15 protein-coding genes and 1 pseudogene are annotated in these 14,507 nt (G+C 59.7%); 1 reads left to right on the forward strand and 15 read right to left on the reverse strand.

All coding sequences use genetic code 11. From position 1 onward, the window contains the following. Positions 1-118: 118 nt before the first annotated feature. Positions 119-940 (forward strand): annotated as a pseudogene (locus V6582_RS09830) (tetratricopeptide repeat protein); the annotation flags it as partial. Positions 941-1,023: 83 nt separating this feature from the next. On the opposite strand, the gene V6582_RS09835 reads toward V6582_RS09830, so the two are convergent. The 15 genes from V6582_RS09835 to phnG form a co-directional block, all read right to left on the reverse strand. Continuing rightward, positions 1,024-1,653, reverse strand: coding sequence for a LysE family translocator (locus V6582_RS09835; RefSeq protein ID WP_156631138.1), 630 nt, complete (start codon positions 1,651-1,653; stop codon positions 1,024-1,026). 204 nt (positions 1,654-1,857) lie between these two features. Beyond that, complete coding sequence (gene phnN / locus V6582_RS09840) at positions 1,858-2,481, reverse strand: phosphonate metabolism protein/1,5-bisphosphokinase (PRPP-forming) PhnN (RefSeq protein WP_420360168.1); 624 nt, start codon at positions 2,479-2,481, stop codon at positions 1,858-1,860. Then, positions 2,481-3,632, reverse strand: a complete 1,152-nt coding sequence (locus V6582_RS09845) for an alpha-D-ribose 1-methylphosphonate 5-triphosphate diphosphatase (protein WP_156631139.1) — start codon at positions 3,630-3,632, stop codon at positions 2,481-2,483. Before V6582_RS09845 ends, phnN begins: the two co-directional genes overlap by 1 nt. Next, positions 3,632-4,333 carry a DUF1045 domain-containing protein gene (locus tag V6582_RS09850; protein ID WP_337739195.1) on the reverse strand — a complete coding sequence of 234 codons (702 nt, stop codon included), beginning with the start codon at positions 4,331-4,333 and terminating at the stop codon, positions 3,632-3,634. Before V6582_RS09850 ends, V6582_RS09845 begins: the two co-directional genes overlap by 1 nt. Before the next feature lie 112 nt (positions 4,334-4,445). Then, entirely contained in the window at positions 4,446-5,939 is a 1,494-nt protein-coding gene (gene phnE / locus V6582_RS09855) for a phosphonate ABC transporter, permease protein PhnE (protein WP_156631141.1), read from the reverse strand. A gap of 9 nt (positions 5,940-5,948) precedes the next feature. Next, complete coding sequence (gene phnE / locus V6582_RS09860; RefSeq protein WP_156631142.1) at positions 5,949-6,911, reverse strand: phosphonate ABC transporter, permease protein PhnE; 963 nt, start codon at positions 6,909-6,911, stop codon at positions 5,949-5,951. A gap of 76 nt (positions 6,912-6,987) precedes the next feature. Then, complete coding sequence (gene phnD, locus V6582_RS09865; protein ID WP_070163945.1) at positions 6,988-7,896, reverse strand: phosphonate ABC transporter substrate-binding protein; 909 nt, start codon at positions 7,894-7,896, stop codon at positions 6,988-6,990. A gap of 155 nt (positions 7,897-8,051) precedes the next feature. Further along, entirely contained in the window at positions 8,052-8,891 is an 840-nt protein-coding gene (phnC, locus tag V6582_RS09870) for a phosphonate ABC transporter ATP-binding protein (RefSeq protein ID WP_156631143.1), read from the reverse strand. A gap of 116 nt (positions 8,892-9,007) precedes the next feature. Next, the gene (locus V6582_RS09875) at positions 9,008-9,631 is read right to left on the reverse strand and encodes a DapH/DapD/GlmU-related protein (protein ID WP_156631144.1); all 624 of its coding nucleotides are present in this window, start codon (positions 9,629-9,631) and stop codon (positions 9,008-9,010) included. Between the two features lie 75 nt (positions 9,632-9,706). Beyond that, positions 9,707-10,435: a phosphonate C-P lyase system protein PhnL gene (gene phnL / locus V6582_RS09880; RefSeq protein ID WP_156631145.1), complete on the reverse strand. Its 729-nt coding sequence runs from the start codon at positions 10,433-10,435 to the stop codon at positions 9,707-9,709. A gap of 12 nt (positions 10,436-10,447) precedes the next feature. Continuing rightward, the gene (gene phnK, locus V6582_RS09885) at positions 10,448-11,224 is read right to left on the reverse strand and encodes a phosphonate C-P lyase system protein PhnK (RefSeq protein ID WP_012654706.1); all 777 of its coding nucleotides are present in this window, start codon (positions 11,222-11,224) and stop codon (positions 10,448-10,450) included. Beyond that, positions 11,221-12,129 (reverse strand): alpha-D-ribose 1-methylphosphonate 5-phosphate C-P-lyase PhnJ, encoded by a 909-nt coding sequence (locus V6582_RS09890; RefSeq protein WP_156631146.1) that lies wholly within the window; start codon positions 12,127-12,129, stop codon positions 11,221-11,223. The genes phnK and V6582_RS09890 overlap by 4 nt, the downstream gene beginning before the upstream one ends. A gap of 142 nt (positions 12,130-12,271) precedes the next feature. Beyond that, positions 12,272-13,378 (reverse strand): carbon-phosphorus lyase complex subunit PhnI, encoded by a 1,107-nt coding sequence (locus V6582_RS09895; protein WP_156631147.1) that lies wholly within the window; start codon positions 13,376-13,378, stop codon positions 12,272-12,274. After that, on the reverse strand, positions 13,379-13,984 hold the full coding sequence (phnH, locus tag V6582_RS09900) for a phosphonate C-P lyase system protein PhnH (RefSeq protein WP_420360169.1): 606 nt from the start codon (positions 13,982-13,984) through the stop codon (positions 13,379-13,381). Next, the gene (gene phnG, locus V6582_RS09905) at positions 13,984-14,451 is read right to left on the reverse strand and encodes a phosphonate C-P lyase system protein PhnG (RefSeq protein ID WP_156631149.1); all 468 of its coding nucleotides are present in this window, start codon (positions 14,449-14,451) and stop codon (positions 13,984-13,986) included. Before phnG ends, phnH begins: the two co-directional genes overlap by 1 nt. Positions 14,452-14,507 lie beyond the last annotated feature (56 nt).

Raw genomic sequence — 14,507 nt, forward strand, 5'->3', positions numbered from 1 at the left:
GCAGACCACACGCATTTTAACATTCCATTAGGGTTAACAGATTATTGCTTTTGCGTGGTTGCAGGGTCGATGACGGTGATTCGTCCGCCTGTGAATTCAGGGGCATGGGGATAGAGTGATGGCTGTTTGGCGTTCATCCATTCAGATTTGCGGGGCACTGCCGGCTCTTTCGGTGTTTGCGCTGGCGCTGGCGCTTACGGGCTGCGCCACCACCTCCAATACCGACAAAATGTCGACCGGCTCGATCCCGAGCATGACCAAGCCCGTTGATCAGATGACGCCGGGCGAAATCGCCATGGCCACGGACAGCATGGGCCGGGCCTATGAGAAAAATCGTAAGAACGGCCAGGTCGGCGTGGCCTATGCCAATCTGTTGCAGATGGGCGGTCGCGCGCCGCAGGCTTTGTCTGTCATGCAGCAGGTGGTGATCGCCAATCCAAATGACCGCCAAGTGCTTGCTGCCTATGGCAAGGCACAGGCCGCAGCCGGTCAGCTGGAACAGGCCTTGACCACGATTACCCGCGCCCAGACCCCCGATCGGCCCGATTGGCGGCTTTATTCGGCCCAGGGCGCCGTTCTCGACCAGCTTGGCCGCACCCAGGAGGCGCGTGCCGCCTATCAGCAGGCCTTGCAGATCCAGCCCAACGAGCCATCGATCCTGTCCAATATGGGCATGTCCTATCTGCTCGGCGGCGATCTGAAAACCGCTGAAACCTACCTGCGCAGCGCATCCCAGCAGCCCGGCGCCGACAGCCGGGTTCGCCAGAACCTTGCCCTTGTCGTCGGCCTTCAAGGCCGCTTCGACGAGGCCGACAGGATTGCGCGCGCCGAACTTTCACCCGAACAGGCAGAAGCGAATGTGGCCTATCTGCGCACCATGCTGAACCAGCAGAATACCTGGAAACAATTGGCGTCCAAGGATACTGCCCAAAATACAGCCAGGAAACCTGCCCAGCCCACCGCTAAGGAACAGACTCCCGTCAAGGATACGAGCCTGGCGGCAACCCCTCTTCGGTAAAGGTGTCAGGGTCGCGCGCCCTCGAACACAAGGCGAAGTCCAAGTCCACCCAGAACCAAAGCCGCTAGGCGATCCAGCGGCTTCTTGGCTGCAAGATAAGCCCGCCGGGGTATCGGCGCAGAAAATACCAGCGCCACCAGCGCATACCAGCCCGCCTCCACCAGAAAAACCAAGCCTGGCAGCATGATGAAGAGCGGGCTATCGGGCCGAGACGGCAGCAGAGCCGCGAAAATACTGGCATAGACAATCGCGGTTTTCGGATTGCTGATCTGCGTCAAAAAGGCGCTGAGATAAATCCTGCTGAAAGACATGGGCGCAGCGGCGGCCTGCTCCAGATTGCCCGGTTGGGCCGCACCGCGCCAGAGTTTCCATGCCATGTAAGCGAGGTAGAGGCCACCAGCGACCTGCAAAACCTTATGAAGCCAGGCAAGCTGAGTTATCAGGGCTGCCAATCCCGCAAGCGCCAGAACGGCGAAGATCAACCCGCCGGTCCCCATGCCGAGCGCTGTTACCAAGCCAGCTGCTCTGGAGTGGGTCATGGATGTGTGGCTGACCAAAAGAAAACTTGGACCGGGACTGGCTGCGCCAATCAGCAAGGCGAATGCTATGGCAAATAAAGTGGCAAACATCGTCATGCGGCATCTCCATAGTAAAAGGAAATTGCCCAGGCGCGCGGCGCGGATGATCCGCTGATCGCTCATCTCCAGAAAGATAAGCGCCGCGCTTCCCGATGGTACTCCACCTTCAAGAGCTTAAGGAGGCTACTCCAATCCTTTGCGTTGCCATCCTGCCAATTACGCTCTTATCGCCAGTAACGCGGATTAGTTGCTTATCACATTTTATAGCGCGGCTTCAATCGTCTCGATGAAACGCCTGCCCGCCTCTTCCAGCGGGCCGGAATTGTCGATGGTTACGACAGGATAATCACCGCATATGTCAGGCGGGCTGCGTTGCAGCCGTTGCAGGATGTCCTCACGGCTTTCCCGGCCCCTCGCCTCCAGCCGATCGGCCAGAACCTCCGGGCAGGCGGTGACATTGACCACCAGCATTCGCGGAAAGACCTGTGCAAACCGGGAAAGCACCGAGCGTGAGCCGTTGGCGATCACCACGCTGCCATTCGATAGCCAGCGATACACATCGTCAGGAATACCATAGCTTAGACCATGAGCATCCCAGTCGACCGCAAAACGTCCGGCGGCCTTGAGATCGTCGAACTCGGAGGGACTGGCCGGGCGATGATCCTCCCCGCCCGCATCGGCGGCCCGGGTAATGACCCGCTGGACGAAATTTACGGAGCAGCGCCGCGCATCGGCCTGTTCGGTAAAATACCGCTTGGCATAGGCAATCAGACTATCCTTGCCCGCTCCGCTTGGGCCGACCACGACGATCATCCGGCCCTTATCCTCAGCCTTGGCGCCCGGATGATCAGGCATGTTATCAGGCAAGGCGGAATGCGGCGCCATCACGCAACCCTTCTGCCCTGGCGCCAGACGGACCGCACCACCGGCACGCCGCCATGATTTTCGCTGTAGCGCACCCGCACCAGATCGGCGCGCAGGCCAGGGGCAATCCGGCCCCGATCTTCCAGCCCGACGGTGCGGGCCGGTGTCGAAGTCACCATGGCCAGAGCCTGCGGCAGGCTGATCGCCTCATAGCGATGGGCAAGCACGAAAGGCGCGTGCAGCAGGCTGAGCGGGATATAATCGGATGACAGCACATCGAGCACACCGCGCTCGGCCAGATCGGTTGCGGCAATATTGCCGGAATGGGAGCCACCGCGCACCACGTTCGGTGCGCCCATCAGCACGCTCATCCCCGCCTGGTGCGAGGCATCGGCGGCTTCAAGACTGGTCGGAAATTCGGCCAGACGCACGCCATGGCCCTTGGCCTCTTCCACATGGGCAAGCGTTGCATCGTCATGGCTGGCGACGGTAATGCCGCGCTCGGCGCAGATGCGGGCCAGCGTATCACGGTGCTGGCCGGAATATTGCGCGGAAGCCTCCAGCCGCTTTTCGACAAAGCGGGCAAAGGCCTCGTCGGTGAGCCCCTTCTTGGTCTTATAATAGAGCGTGTACTGGTCCATGGTCTGGAACTGGCGCTGTCCCGGGGAATGGTCCATCAGCGACACCAGCCGCACATGCGGGTCCTGTTCGAAATCAGAGAAATGGTCGAGGACATTGTCAGACGCCACTTCGCAGCGCAGATGCAGCAGATGCTCGGCGCGCAGCCGGTCGTCCTTTTCGGCGGCTTGAATGGCGTCGGCCATATCGCGCATTTCGCCTTTCTCAAACCCGCCATCCTCGTCCGACCCCATCCGCAAACAATCGAACACGGTGGTAATGCCTGAAGTGACGACCTGCGCATCATGGGCCTGAATGGCCGCCGTCTTGTTCCAGCGCACGCCGGGGCGTGGCGAATAATGCGATTCCAGATGATCGGTATGCAGCTCGACCAGGCCGGGGATCAGGTAATCGCCGCCGAAATCCTCGCCGACGCGGCTGGTGCCTTCTGAGATTTCAGCAATCAACCCGTCACGAATGACTACAGCGCCCTTCAGAAGCAGCCCACTTTCCAGCACCACAGTCGCATTGGACAGCACGGTTTCATTCGACATCACAGACTTCCTTCAGGCCCGGCAAGGGGCAACCAGCGGTGAACGGTAAAGGGCGCATTGCGGCTCGGCTCGACAAACAGGCCAAGCCCGCCAATCGGCAGCGCCCGGTTGGTAAAATCAGCGAACCGGTTCTCCAGCACAGCGCGCATCGCATCGCTACGCTCGGCGTCCACAGGTCCGGTCAGGGTCATGTGAAACCGGAATTCCTCCATGACATAGGGATAGCCCCAGGTTTCCAGCAGGGCACGCTTGCGCTCGGACAGATTTTCCGGCTTTCGCCTGATAATATCGGCCTCGCTCAAGGGGGCGCGAAACGGCTCGAAAGCCTCAACGACCGAAGCGGCAAAATCCTGCAAGGGTTGATGGGCCGAGTCGGGAACCACCGCAAAGAACGGCCCGAGCTGATTGACCACGACCTTCGGGATCTCAAAGGCGGGCGTCGCCTTGCAGAAGCGCGAAAACATCTCCAGCAGCGCTGCTTCGCTCTCACCTTCTTTTAGGGAAAACGGTGCTTTCAGCGTGGCATGAAAGCCGTAGCGACGGGGATCAACGGTCAGGGTGATGATCTCATCGTCTGAAAACCCTTCCACCGGCTGCCGGTCAAGATCCGCGCCGGTAAAGGCATCGCGGCCAAGCCAGCGCGCAGCAGCAAGAGACAAGGGATCGTCTTTGGGCGGTGTAAAATAAAGGGCGTAACGCACGGCAATCCTATCCCGGGAATCAGCTTGGAAGAGCCTGTATCTGACCCGTCTCAAGCGGTGGAAGCAAGCTTTGTCTGGCTGATCGCAATGCCGAAATGGCACCAGAGGAAGATCATTTTTGCGCGCCGATCAGTTTTGAGCGCAGCAAATTGGACACGGCATCGAAGATAAACACCACCATCAATATCAACAGCACCATATAGCAGACATTTTCCCAATTCTGGTTGGTGCGCATCGCTTCCCAGAGCTTCAGGCCAATGCCACCCGCCCCGACCGCACCGATAATGGTGGCCGAGCGGGTGTTGGATTCCCAGAAATACAAAGCCTGCGATGCAAAAACCGGCAGAACCTGCGGCAACACACCGAAGCGCTGCACGGCAAGCGGCGAGGCGCCGACCGATTTCACCCCTTCGCGCTGCTTGTCATCGATATTTTCAAGCGCTTCGGAATAGAGCTTGCCGAGCGTGCCTGTGTCGGTGAAGAAAATCGCCGAGATCCCGGCCAGCGGCCCCGGCCCGAAGGCGCGGGTGAAAAACAGCGCCCAGATCAGCATATCGACCGAGCGCAGAAAATCGAAGAACCGTTTGGTCAGCTGGTTAACCGGACGGTTGCGGGTAATATTGCGCGCCGCGATGAAGGACAGCGGAAAGACGACCAGCGAAGCGAAGACTGTGCCGACAAAGGCCATGACCAGGGTTTGCGCCAGCTTGGTCCAGACATCCAGATGCTGCCAGGACGGATTGTAGAGAATGTCGTTCCAGGCCAGCGACAGGTTGGACCGGTCGGGATCGAGCCTTGGGCCGGTGACGATCAGGCTCACCACTTCGGTTGCGGACCTGCCGAAAAATGCGGAATTGGTATCGAACAGGAAATTGGCCCAGCCAAAGAACCGGTTCCGCACCCTGACCCGGTCGGCGCTGATATCCGCCCAACCCTGAAGGCCGAAATAGGCCATGACCCGTCCGCCGCGTTCGCGCTGTTCGACCCAGGCCGGTAGCGTGCCATCGACAAGCACGGTGCCCGCCTTGCGGTCAAGCATCAGGGTGACGCGCTCGGCGCCCCGGTTCAGGACCACGCTTTCGGGGCTGACCAACAGCGAGGCGCTGGAACCGAGATTGACATCGGCCTCCCTGATCACTTCTTCCTGGCGCGTAACAGGTGCAGTTTGCGCGGCGACAGGCGCCTGTTGCGGGGCTGCTGCCATGAAATTGAAGCTGGAAGCTTTTGGCGCGGGTGCCGCTGGTGCGTCGGCAGCAATACTCGTGCGCGTCATCATCTCTTTTTTGGTCACCAGCCAATCCGGGTTGGGGTTGGGACCAATCGGGTCGAAGCGCGAATAGGCGATGGAAATCGCTCCATCGGGCGCGATATTGATTTCCGGCCGGATCTCATAGGAAACCCAATCCGCCAGATAGTTTCCGGCAATGCCCCAGCTGGCGCTGGAGACCACTTTGCCAACCGCAAAGAACCACCAGGAAAAGGTGAAATACAGCGCGAGCAGGACAATGGTCAGCGGCACGCGGTAGCGCTGCCAAAAGCTGCGGCGGAAGATCTCCGGGTGGCGGGCGGCGATCAGGTCCATTTGGGTGGCGTCGAGATGTGTCATGGCCGAACCTCAGGAGACAGCATGGAAGGCTTGCTCACCAACCAGTTTGCGGCGCAGCCAGGCCGAAAACTGATCGACGGCGATCACCGTGGTCAGGAGCAGGATGACGATGGCAACGGTTTTTGCCGCATGGCCCTGGCTGATCGACAGCCGTAGTGGCTCACCGATGCCGCCGCCGCCGACAGCACCAATAATCGTCGATGCGCGCACGTTGATTTCCATGCGCAGCAGGGCATAGCTGATGAAATTCGGCATGACCTGCGGCACCATGCCGAACCACAGCCGCTCCAGCCAATTGCCACCGACGGCGCGCAGGCCCTCGTCCGGCTTCATATCGGCATTTTCCACCACTTCGAAAAACAGCTTGCCGAGCGCGCCGACCGTGTGGACCGAAACCGCAATCATCGCCGGGATCGGGCCGATCGACAGAATGGCGAGGAAAAACCCGGCCAACACCACTTCCGGAAAGGCCCGCAGCAATTCCATGAAGCGGCGCACCGGCCAGCGGATGAACCTGTTCGGCATCATATTGCGCGCCGCCATGAAGGAAAAACAAAAGCCCAGCATGCCGCCAATCAGGGTCGAGACCAGCGCGATATTCAGCGTCTCGATCATCTTGTAGAAATATTCCGGGATATAAAGCGTCTGGGTGAGGTAGAAGCGCCCTTCCGGATAATTGTATTTCAGGCTGCCATCGTCATAGGGCGACGGCAGGTCAAACATCGCCCGCCAGATCTCATTGCCATCGCGAGGAATGAGCGTTTCGACGAAATCGAACAGATGCGGCAGACGGTCGAAGAACTTGCCCGAATTGGTATCATTGGCAAACCACAGCGATCCCGCCAGCGCCAGAAGCAACACGGCAAGACCGGCTGCCGTGTAAAGGCGGCGGGTTTGCGCCAGCGCATTCCAGTGGCTTTCGATCACGCGTCCCTGCTCGCTCAGCAAGGACAATCTGGCGGTATGGCTCATCTGGCACTTTCCAAAATGGACAAATGGGTAAGCCGCCGGTCGTTTATCCCGGCGGCTTTGATATCTCAGGCTGCGATCAGCCGCCGATGGTGGCCTTGCGAGCGTCGATGACCGGCTTGTAGAAATCGACATTCACAGCCGCAAAGCCCTTGAAATCGCCGCCTTCGATGGCGGAGAAGCAGGCGGCGTCGGTCTTCGGCAGGTCCATCATGAAAGCCTTGACCTTGGTCTTCATGTCGTCGTTCATCGAGGAGCGGATGACGATCGGGCCGTTCGGGATCAGCGGCGACTTCCACAGTTCCACCAGGTCGTCCATGTTGAGGACGCCCTTGTCGACCATCTTGCGCAGGTTGCCTGACGTGTAGCCGTCCTTGAAATTGCCAACGCCGGAGCCGAAGGTCGTGCCGGCATCGAACGTGCCCTTCAGCACTTCGAGCACCAGGTTTTCATGGCCGCCGCCAAAGCCGGTCGATGCCACATATTCCTTGACCGGCTTGCCGCCGAGGGCGTCAGGCAGGGTCACGGTCGGGATCAGATAGCCAGACGTGCTGTCAGGATCGGCAAAACCGAGCTTCTTGCCCTTGATGTCAGTGACTTTGGTCATGCCGCTGTCCTTGCGGGCCACCATGATCGAGTAATAGCCCATCGAGCCATCGGTCTGCACCGTGGTCAGGATCGGCTCGACAGCCTTTGGGTTGGCCAGATAAGCCTTGGCATAGCCGGAAGCGCCAAGCTCGGCATAATCAAGTGTGCCACCCAGAAGACCCTGGATAACGCCGTCATAATCCGAGGCCGGGAACAGCGAGACCTTGGTGAAGCCGAATTCCTTCTTCAGGTGATCGGACAGGCAGTTGTAATTGCGCAACCGGTCGGCTTCGTTCTCGCCGCCGAGAATGCCGATGCGGAATTCCTTCAGGTCTTCGGCAGCAGCCACGCCGGCCAGCGACAGAAGCGTCACCGAGGCAAGCAGAATTTTCTTCAACATGGTCTCTCTCCTGGTTTTCCGGTCTGGTTTTCCCGATGGACCGGATCTGTCTCTTGAACGTAAGAAAGGTGCCTTTGACGCGGGCAAGCGAAGGCGCTGCCATCGGGCTGGATGCCGCGATAGAAATGCTATTTTTCAGGTCACGAATTGCTGGCTCAGCTTGCCGTGGCCGCCACCATCGGCACAGACAGGGCAACCTCCGGCTTCGGCAGGCGGATCGCGGTCGATGTCATGCTTTCATCAATGCCGTTGCCATCCTGGCCAGTGCCATAGATCGCCTGCACCGCCTGCGCCGTCAGGGCATCCGGCGGACCGTCGAACACCACCCTGCCCGCCGCCATGCCAATGATCCGCTCGCAATAGGCCCGCGCCGTATCCAGCGTGTGCAGATTGGTGATCACGGTGATACCTTCGCGCTCGTTGATGTCGCGCAGTGCATCCATGACGATCTTGGCGTTCAGCGGATCGAGCGAGGCGATTGGCTCGTCGGCCAGCAGCATTTTCGGCGCCTGCATCAGTGCGCGGGCAATGGCTACCCGCTGCTGCTGGCCACCCGACAGCGTGCCAGCCGGCTGCAAGGCCGTCTGCTCGATGCCCAGCCGCTCCAAAGCAGCAATCGCCATGATCCGCTCTTCCCGGGAGAAGATATTGAGAATGCTCAGCGCCGTGGAGCGATGGTTGAGACGCCCCAGCATGACATTGGTGAGAACATCCAGGCGCGGAACCAGGTTGAACTGCTGAAAAATCATCGCACAATCGCGCTGCCAGTTGCGCAATGCCCCACCCTTGAGGCGCGTCACGTCCTGATCGCCGAACCGCATCGACCCCGATGTCGGATCGGCCAAGCGGTTGATCATCCGAAGCAAGGTGGATTTTCCCGCACCGGAGCGACCGATAATGCCGACCATCTGCCCATGCGGAATGGACAGGGTCACGGCCTCCACGGCAATCTTCTTGCCAAAACGCCGCGTCACCTCGGTCAGTTCGAAATTCATGCGCTTCTTCCGATATCATGTCCAAATCCAGAGCGAGCTATAGTTCAGATCGGTGAAGCACCCATGTCAGTTTCATGACATTTCTGTTAAAATCAGAGGGTAGAAAGGCCTATACTTCAGGCTAAGACTTCATGTCGGGCCAGAAAATCTTCGGCGGAAAGTGTGCGGAAGTCGGCAAGGGCCGCGTGAAGCCGCTCATGCTGCCAATCCCACCAGGCAAGTCTGTCCATGCGCGCGCCGATACCTGGTCCGAACCGAGGCTTGATCGGCTTGGCGGGGACACCGCCGACGATGGTATAGGGCTCCACCGGCTTGGAAACGACCGCGCCTGCGCCAACCACCGCGCCATTGCCGATGGTGACGCCGGGCAGGATGGTGGCGCCATGGCCGATCCAGACATCATGACCGATCATCACCCGGTTTTCCCGCCGCCAGTCGAAGAAATCCGTTTCCAGATCCGCCCCTTCGAAATAATCGACGGCCCGGTAGGTGAAATGGTGCAGCGTGGCGCGCCAGGTCGGATGATTGGGGGCATTGATGCGGACACTGGCAGCGATATTGGCAAATTTGCCGATGGTGGCGCACCAGATGGAAACATCCTGCATCACATAGGAATAGTCGCCCATCTGGACTTCCTCGAGACGGCTGCGCTCAGCCACTTCGGTGTAGCGCCCAAGCGTGCTGTTCGTGACGCTGGCGGTCGGGTTGATTTGGGGCTCAAGCCCAAGACGGGTGCTCATGCGGCGATGCTCCTAGAGTTTGTCAGGGAAAAGTGGGTACCGGCTTTCCCGAAAAGACAAACGAAAACAAGAAAGCTAGAGGATGGCTGGTTCAATCTGAACCTGACGGCCTCTAGGTGAGAATTGCGAAACATCCAGAATTGTATCAGCGACCGCTTCGCGCACTTCCTCGTCGTGGAAAATGCCGAGCATGGCGACGCCCTCGGCCTTTTTCCCGGCAATCAGGTCGATGACCACGGTGCGGTTTTGCGCGTCGAGCGAGGCCGTCGGCTCGTCCAGCAGGAGGATTTTATGATCGGTGATGAAGCCGCGGGCAATATTGACGCGCTGCTGTTCGCCGCCGGAAAAGGTAGCGGGCGGCAATTGCCAGAGCGCCTTGGGCAGGTTCAGCCTGGCCAAGAGATCGCTTGCTACCGACCTTGCCTCGTCGATGGCCACGCCGCGCGCCGTCAGCGGTTGGGCCACGACATCCAGCGCCGACACTCTTGGGACGGTGCGCAGAAATTGGCTGACATAGCCCATCGTATCCCGGCGGATATCCAGCACCATGCGTGGCATGGCCGATGCCAGATCCACCACCGTATCGTGATGACGCACCAGAATCTGGCCGCTATCGACGGCGTAATTGCCATAGAGCATTTTCAGGATCGAGCTTTTGCCAATGCCGGACGGGCCGCCCAGCACGGAGCAGGAGCCGCTTTCCACGGAAAAGCTGACATTGCGCACCACCGGCAGGACAAGCCCGTCGCGCAGATGCATGGTGAAGCTTTTGGCGACATCGGAAACGATAAGAGGTGTGGGCATGGGTCTATCCAATCACACTTGAAGAATCGAGGAGACGAGCAATTGCGTGTAGGGCTCGCGCGGATCGTCCAGTACCCGGTCGGTCAGACCCTGCTCGATCACATGGCCGTCCTTCATCACCATCATCCGATGCGACAGCAGCCTAGCAACAGCGAGGTCATGCGTGACCACGATGACCGACAGACCAAGGTCGGCCACCAGCCCACGCACCAGATCCAGCAGCCTTGCCTGGACGGACACATCCAGCCCGCCGGTCGGCTCGTCCATGAACACCAGACGCGGATTGGTGACGAGATTGCGGGCGATCTGCAAGCGCTGACGCATGCCGCCGGAAAAGGCACGCGGCTGGTCATCAATGCGGTCGGCGGCGATTTCCACCCGGTCCAGCCAATCGGTGGCGGTGGCGCGGATATTGCCGTAATGCCGTTCGCCGACCGCCATCAACCGCTCGCCGACATTGGCTCCGGCTGAAACGGTCATCCGCAGGCCATCGGCGGGGTTCTGGTGAACGAAGCCCCAGTCGGTGCGCATCAGAAAGCGCCGCTCGGCCTCGCTCATGTGATAAAGCTCGCGGTAAGCGCCGTCACGCATCCGGTAATCGACGCTGCCAGTGGTCGGCATCAGTCGCGTGGACAGGCAGGACAGCAGCGTCGTCTTGCCGGAACCGGATTCACCAACCACGGCCAGCACTTCACCCGGCCACAGATCGAAGGAGACATTGGCGCAGCCGATCCGCCGTCCGTAGAATTTCGACAGGTCGCGAACCTTCAAAAGCGGTTGCTGGGTCATTGGGCAGCCTCCTCCTGCTGTGTTTCGGCCAGCATCTCACCCCGATGACCTTTGGCGCGGCGATCCTCGCAATGGTCGGTGTCGGAGCAGACGAACATTCGCCCGCCCTTGTCGTCTAGGATCACTTCATCGAGATAGACATGCTCGGCACCGCAGAGCGCGCAGGGCTTGTCGAAGCTTTGCACCGTGAAAGGATGATCCTCGAAATCCAGGCTGACGACATCGGTATAGGGCGGCACGGCATAGATCCGCTTTTCGCGGCCCGCGCCGAACAGTTGCAGGGCCTCGGAACGATGCATTTTCGGATTGTCGAATTTCGGTGTCGGAGACGGGTCCATCACATAGCGGCCCGCCACCTTGACCGGATAGGCATAGGTGGTGGCAATCCGGCCATTGCGGGCGATGTCTTCATAGAGCTTCACATGCATCAGCCCGTATTCTTCCAACGCATGCATTTTGCGGGTTTCTGTCTCGCGCGGCTCCAGAAAGCGCAGAGGTTCCGGGATCGGCACCTGATAGACCAGAACCTGGCCCGCCCGCAGCTTTTCCTCCGGAATCCGGTGGCGGGTCTGGATGATGGTGGCATCGCCCGTATGGGTGGTAACCGCAACATTGGCGACCTTCTGGAAAAACGCCCGGATCGACACGGCATTGGTGGTGTCGTCGGCGCCCTGGTCAATCACCTTCAGCACATCTTCCGGCCCCAGGATCGCCGCCGTCACCTGGACGCCGCCAGTGCCCCAGCCATAGGGCATCGGCATTTCACGCGAGGCAAACGGCACCTGATAGCCGGGGATGGCAATGGCCTTCAGGATCGCCCGGCGGATCATCCGCTTAGTCTGCTCATCGAGATAGGCAAAATTATAAGTAGCAATTTCGTCCGCTAATGAAACTTCCGTAATCATTGTGCGTTACCCTTCCAGAAATTCGCAAACAGGGAGCAATGAGCATGGAAATCGAAATGATGTTCGCCGTCTTCGTGACCCTCATGCTGGGCGTCTCGACGCTTTGCGCCGCCTGGTATGCCGATCACGACTGATAGACCGGTCATTCCGCCGCCTCGCTCAGGTCCAGCCCTTGCTGGCGGGCCTGTTCGTGTTCGGAGCGCATACGCCGCACCAGATCGAGTTCTGCCTGGAAATCCACGTAATGCGGCAGTTTCAGATGTTCAACGAACCCTGTTGCCTGCACATTGTCACAATGGGACAGGACAAACTCCTGATCCTGGGCAGGGGCGGTGATATCCTCGCCCAACTCTTCGGCGCGCAGTGACCGATCCACCAGCGACATGGCCATCGCCTTGCGCTCACTCTGACCGAACACCAGGCCATAGCCGCGTGTGAATTGCGGCGGGGCTTTTGATGAGCCCTTGAACTGGTTGACCATCTGGCATTCCGTAACCTGAATACGCCCAAGCGACGCGGCAAAGCCAAGCTCCGGCACATCCAGCTCCACCTCAACCTCGCCCAGGCGGATTTCGCCGGCAAAAGGATGGCTGCGGCCATAGCCACGCTGGGTGGAGTAGGCGAGCGCCAGAAGGAAGCCTTCATCACCACGAGCCAGAGATTGCAGCCTCAGATCCCGCGCCATCGGAAACTCGATAGGCTGGCGGGTAATATCACCGGCCAGATGATCCTCCGGCATGTCGCCATCAGGTTCGATCAACCCTTCCTCGCGCAATATATCGGAGACCCGCATGGCGGCTTCGCTGGTTGGCGTCTTCTGGACCGGCGGCTCAACGTCGCCCTCTTCCAACAATGACGGGTCGAGCAGACGGTGAGTATAGTCGAAAGTTGGCCCCAATAGCTGGCCGCCGGGCAAATCCTTGTAGGTGGCGGAAATCCGGCGCTCGATCCGCATCGCGCCGGTATCGACCGGCTCTGACAGACCAAACCGCGGCAGCGTGGTGCGATAGGCGCGCAGCAGGAAAATCGCCTCGATCATATCGCCCCGCGCCTGCTTGATAGCCAGCGCCGCAAGCTTGCGATCATAAAGCGAGGCCTCGGCCATGACGCGGCCAACGGCCAGCGCCAATTGCTCGACAATCTGATCGACGGTCATTGTCGGCAGGCTTCGATCACCCCGGCGACGGTCGGCCAGCAAGCTGTGGGCATTGGCAATGGCGGTTTCGCCGCCCTTTACAGCAACATACATTCACGCCTCCTCGGATAGTATCGCGCAGCTGCGCGGCAGGCAGAGAAAATCCCGACCGGCAGTGAAAATCACATCGACGCCGCGTGGAAACAGGGCATGATTGTCCTGCCAATGGCGCAGGAACCCGTCCGGCAAGCCAAGCGGAGCGATCATTGTCAGGTCCTGGATACCGGGACCCTTCAGCGTGAGCGGTTGACCGCCTTCGAGACTGGCGACTTCATAAATGAGGGTCACCGAGCGGTCAGGATAATCCTGCGTGCCGGTGGAAAATTGCGCGAATGTCGCAAGCGGGCTGCCTGCTTCGAAAAACGCAAACTGCGCTTCGGTCTTGTCGGTTGTCGCCACCGCGCCAGTGTGAAAGCTCAACCAGGCGGGCGTCGCATTTTTGGCAAGCCCGCCGCTCAGCCAGACACGGGTATCGGCATCGCACAGCGTCAGGGCGATGGCCGCCTGCGCCAGACCGAAAGGGGCTGGCGGTTGCAGCGACAGGTCAACAATCTGGTGGGTGCCGGGCCGGGCCATACCGTCCATGATGGCGCGAAACACACTTTGAGCTTCAAATACCGGCTGAGAAAAACCGCCGGTCAGGCTTTCCGCTTCGAGCATCAGTCTTCTCCTCTGACCATGGTGAAGAAATCCACCTTCGTTGCCGCCACCTGCTCCGCCTTGACGCGGTCGCCCTCATTCAGGCGCCGCTCCACAGCCGCCAACAAAGACTCAATCCGGTCGCGATGCGCCTCATCCTGCCAAAGCGCATCGAAAATCGCTGAGAGCCGCGCCTTTTCCTTTGATGTGCCAAGGGCCTGAGCATGCCCGACCTGGCCCGATGTCAGCCTGCATGTCGCCCGCGTCACCGTCACTTCACCCAGGTTGAAGGACGCGCCACCGCCACCGATACGTCCGCGCACCATGACCAGACCAGTCTCCGGTCCGCGCAGGAAGTGTGCTTCCGGTGCAGACGGCAGCGCGCTCCACAGCGCCTTCAATTCATCCAGTTGGGCCGCCGCCAGAAGGTCGACAACTCTTTTTCGATGCATACCGTCCGGATTTGCACTTTTTGCTCGTGCGTCCATTGTCAAATCTCCATTTGTCTATTAATATAGACAACCATACAACTTATCTTTACAAA

This window comes from Agrobacterium vitis, from assembly GCF_037039395.1.
Classification (GTDB): Bacteria; Pseudomonadota; Alphaproteobacteria; order Rhizobiales; family Rhizobiaceae; genus Allorhizobium; species Allorhizobium vitis_E.